Source organism: Pseudomonas sp. UBA6315 (assembly GCF_002438125.1).
Taxonomy (GTDB): Bacteria; Pseudomonadota; Gammaproteobacteria; order Pseudomonadales; family Pseudomonadaceae; genus Aquipseudomonas; species Aquipseudomonas faucium.
In genome coordinates, this window is sequence record NZ_DJTF01000090.1 from 1 (window position 1) to 3,664 (window position 3,664).

2 protein-coding genes are annotated in these 3,664 nt (G+C 64.8%); both read right to left on the reverse strand.

Annotation, left to right across the window (positions count from 1 at the left end; translation table 11 throughout):
• Window positions 1–21: 21 nt before the first annotated feature.
• Window positions 22–2,352, reverse strand: coding sequence for an NAD-dependent DNA ligase LigA (gene ligA, locus B3E94_RS11895; protein ID WP_286913650.1), 2,331 nt, complete (start codon window positions 2,350–2,352; stop codon window positions 22–24).
• 243 nt (window positions 2,353–2,595) lie between these two features.
• Window positions 2,596–3,498, reverse strand: a complete 903-nt coding sequence (zipA, locus tag B3E94_RS11900) for a cell division protein ZipA (protein ID WP_176517125.1) — start codon at window positions 3,496–3,498, stop codon at window positions 2,596–2,598.
• Window positions 3,499–3,664 lie beyond the last annotated feature (166 nt).

Sequence of the window (3,664 nt, forward strand, 5' to 3'; positions counted from 1 at the left end):
CCGGCGATGAGGCCAGTGCAGTCAGACCGCGATGCCCTGCTCACCCAGGAACACGACGAACGCATCCTCATCCAGCACCTTCACCCCCAGCTCACTGGCCTTGGCCAGCTTGGAACCTGCACCCGGGCCTGCCACCACGCAGTGGGTCTTGCCGGACACCGACCCGGACACCTTGGCCCCCAGGCTTTCCAGCTTCTCCTTGGCAATGTCGCGGCTCATGCGCTCAAGGGTGCCGGTCAGCACCCAGGTCTGCCCGGCCAGGGGCAAGCCTTCGGCCACCTTCTTCTCGCAGCTCCAGTGCATGCCAAACGCCAGCAACTGGGCCTCGATGTCGCGGGCAAGCTGCTGGTTCGCCTGATCCTTGAAGAACTCGCGCACCGCATCGGCCTGCTTCGCCGCCAGGGCCTGGCGCAAGTCGATGCCGTCGGCCTCGATGATCTTGTCCAGGCTGCCCAGCTTGGCCACCAGCTTTTCTGCCCCGGTAGGCCCAACCGAGGCGATGTCGAGCTTGGCGATCAGCCCGGCCAGGGTGGTGCTGGCGGCGAACTCGGCGGCCAGCTCGCCTTCGTCCTGCAACTGCATGCCACAGGCCAGCAGCTGCTCGATCACCTTGCGGTTGTGCTCGTCTTCGAAGAAGTTGTGGATTTCATGGGCCACTTCCAGGCCGATGTCCGGCAGGTAGGTCAGCACCTGGGGCAGCGCCTGCTGCACCCGCGCAAGGCTGCCCAGCGAGCGCGCCAGCACCTTGGCGGTCTCTTCACCCACGTCGGGGATGCCCAGGGCGTAGATGAAACGCGCCAGGGTCGGGCGCTTGCTGGCTTCGATGGCATCCAGCAACTTCTTGCTGGACACCTCGGCAAAGCCTTCCAGGCCGACGACCTGGTCGAACTCGAGCTTGTACAGGTCGGCCGGCGAGCCGATCAGGCCTTCATCGACCAGCTGCTCGACGCTCTTCTCACCCAGCCCGTCGATGTCCATGGCGCGGCGCGACACGTAGTGGATGATCGCCTGCTTGAGCTGGGCCCCACAGGCCAGGCGCCCGACGCAGCGGTACACCGCGCCTTCGCTGGTGGTTTCCTTGCCCTTGCTGCGCTTGATCAACTGGGTGCGCTCGACCTGCGAGCCGCACACCGGGCACTCGCTCGGCACTTGCACCGGGCGGGCATCCTCGGGGCGGCGCTCCAGCACCACCTGCATGACCTGCGGAATCACGTCGCCGGCACGGCGGATGATCACCGTGTCGCCGATGCGAAGGCCCAGGCGGGCGATTTCGTCCATGTTATGCAGGGTGGCGTTGGACACGGTCACGCCGGCCACCTTGACCGGCTTCAAGCGCGCCACGGGCGTCACCGCGCCGGTACGGCCGACCTGGAACTCCACGTCCAGCACTTCGGTGAGCTCTTCCATGGCCGGGAACTTGTGGGCGATGGCCCAACGCGGCTCGCGGGCGCGGAAACCCAGCTCGCGCTGGGCGGCCAGGCTGTTGACCTTGAACACCACGCCGTCGATTTCGTAGGGCAGGCTGTTGCGCCGCTCGCCGATATCGCGGTAGTAGGCCAGGCACTCCTCGATACCCGCGGCGTGCCTGAGCTCGCGGCTGATCGGCAGCCCCCATTGCTTGAGCTGCTCGAGAATGCCGATATGGCTCTCGCCGATGCTGGCCGACACCTGCCCCACGCCGTAGCAGCAGAATTCCAGTGGCCGGCTGGCGGTAATCTTCGAATCGAGCTGGCGCAGGCTGCCGGCCGCGGCGTTGCGCGGGTTGGCGAAGGTCTTGCCTCCGGCCTCGGCCTGGGCGGCGTTGAGGCGGTCGAAACCGGCCTTGCTCATGAACACTTCGCCGCGCACCTCAAGTACCGCCGGCCAGCCTTTGCCCTGCAGCTTGAGGGGGATATTGCGCACGGTGCGCACGTTGGCGCTGATGTCTTCACCGGTGGTGCCGTCACCGCGGGTGGCGCCCTGCACCAGCTGGCCATCGCGATACAGCAGGCTGACCGCCAGGCCATCGAGCTTGGGTTCGCAGCTGAAGTCGACCGCGCCAGGCTGGTCCAGGCCATCCACCACGCGGCGGCCGAATTCACGCAGGTCGGCCTCTTCGAAGGCATTGCCCAGGCTGAGCATGGGCACTTCATGGCGCACCTGGCTGAACGCCGCCAGGGCGGCACCGCCGACGCGCTGGGTGGGCGAGTCCGGGGTCACCAGGTGCGGGTGCTCGGCCTCCAGCGCCTTGAGTTCGTTGAACAGGCGGTCGTATTCGGCGTCGGGCACGCTCGGCTCGTCGAGCACGTAGTAGCGGTAGTTGTGCTGGTCGAGTTCGGCGCGCAGGGCGTGGATTCGGGATTCGGCGTTCATTCTTCTGGCTCTCTTGCAAAGCAAAAGAGCAGCCTTTGGGATAGTGCAGCGAGCTCAAGGTGTTTTGCGTCTGATCCGGCCTCTTCGCGGGGCAAGCCCGCTCCCACAGGTACACCACAGCCCTTGAAGGCGGTGGCGTACCTGTGGGAGCGGGCTTGCCCCGCGAAGAGGCCGGATCAGTCAACAGAAAACCTGAACCAACCGGCAAACCCCACAGGCTGCTCTTTCGCTTGGATCTCTCTATCAGCGCTTCTGGGTCAGCGCACGGCGCTCGAACTCGACGATGCGCTGGCGGTAGTGCTCGATGGTCTGGGCGGTCAGCACGCTGCGCTGGTCATCCTTCAGCTCGCCATTGAGCTCGTGGGCCAGCTTGCGGGCTGCGGCCACCATCACGTCGAAGGCTTGCTTCGGATGACGCGGGCCCGGCAGGCCAAGGAAGAAGCTCACCGCACGGGTGCTGAAGTGGTCGATGTCGTCCAGGTCGAAAATGCCGGGCTTGACCGCATTGGCCATGGAGAACAGCACTTCGCCGTGACCGGCCATGCTTTCGTGGCGGTGGAAGATATCCATTTCGCCGAAGCGCAGGCCGCTTTCGAGAATGTTCTGCAGCAGTGCCGGGCCCTTGAAGCCACCTTCATCGCGCGAGATCACGCTGATCACCAGCACTTCTTCCACCGGCGGCAGGTCCTTGGCGGCGGCATTGCCGGTGGCCGTGAAGCTGCTGGTGCGGTTGTCCTCGGCAGCAAAATCTTCGTCGGCGTCGGCGAACAGGTCCGGCTCACGGGGCTCGGCGGCCAGGTTCAGGTCACCCTGGGCCTGCACTGCCGCGGCCTCGGCGGCGCGCTTGGCGCGTTTGCTAGCCTTGGCCGGCTTGGGCTCACGCTCACGTTCGCGCTCCCGCGCCGGGGCACTGAGCGAAGGCAGGTCGCTCTCGTCCAGTTCGGGCTCTTTGTGAGCGTCCAGCACCCGCGACGGGCCGAGCACTTCAGCGCTGCCCTCCTCGTCCGGCAGGTTGGAGTAACTGCGATCCAGACGGAATTTCAACTTGCCTTTTCCGCCGCGCATGCGGCGCCAGCCGTCGAAAAGAATACCGGCGATGACAATGATGCCGATGACGATCAGCCACTCGCGCAGACCGATTTCCATGTAATCCCGTGCCTCTATAAAAATATGCTTGAAAACAAAGGGTTCAAAGCCCTTTAACACGTGGCGCCAACTCTATGTTCTGACAGGCGTTTTACCCACGCAAAAAACGAGTGACATTAAGCTAGCACGACCAAAGACAACTTTACACCGTCTGTCGCACATGACA

Coding starts and splice junctions, on each gene's coding strand:
- zipA (WP_176517125.1), bottom strand. CDS start 3,498: ATGGAAATCGGTCTGCGCGAGTGGCTGATCGTCATCGGCATCATTGTC.
- ligA (WP_286913650.1), bottom strand. CDS start 2,352: ATGAACGCCGAATCCCGAATCCACGCCCTGCGCGCCGAACTCGACCAG.